Source organism: Phenylobacterium soli (assembly GCF_003254475.1).
GTDB classification, from domain to species: Bacteria; Pseudomonadota; Alphaproteobacteria; order Caulobacterales; family Caulobacteraceae; genus Phenylobacterium; species Phenylobacterium soli.
In genome coordinates this window covers 1-408 of the sequence record NZ_QFYQ01000024.1, presented here as the reverse complement: position 1 = coordinate 408, position 408 = coordinate 1, and the positions used below count along the sequence as shown (strand labels likewise).

At 66.4% G+C, this 408-nt stretch carries 1 protein-coding gene; it reads right to left on the bottom strand.

The window, feature by feature from the left end:
• A partial coding sequence (locus DJ017_RS20600; protein WP_193540016.1) for a cupin domain-containing protein occupies window positions 1-408 on the bottom strand: 408 nt, incomplete at both ends.

Genomic DNA, 408 nt, shown 5'->3' with positions numbered 1-408 from the left:
AGCGGCCCTGCGGTGCGTAGACGATGTCGCCCTGCTGGGCGCTGAAGAAGGGCACGCCTTCGATCTGGTAGTCGATCTGGCCCTCCATCACGAACCAGAACTCGTTGTAGTCCACGTGGAAGTGGCCGAGGTTCGTGGGCGGGGGCACCGGCTGGCCGCGGCCGCGGATCACGTTGGCGAAGGTGGTGTCGTCCTTCACAAAGGCGCCACCCCGCGCGCCGCCCTGGACCAGGTCCTTCTGGAAGTCGAGGAAGGGCTTGTTGACGTCGTCGTAGGCGCCCTTCCCGGAGAACGCGACCTTCACATAGGTCTTGCCGGCCATCGGAGCCGGCGTCTCGGTGATGGGATAAAGCGGCGCGACGCCAGCCTGCTTCACCTCGAACCGCAGGGACGGCTTGTCGCCGACGG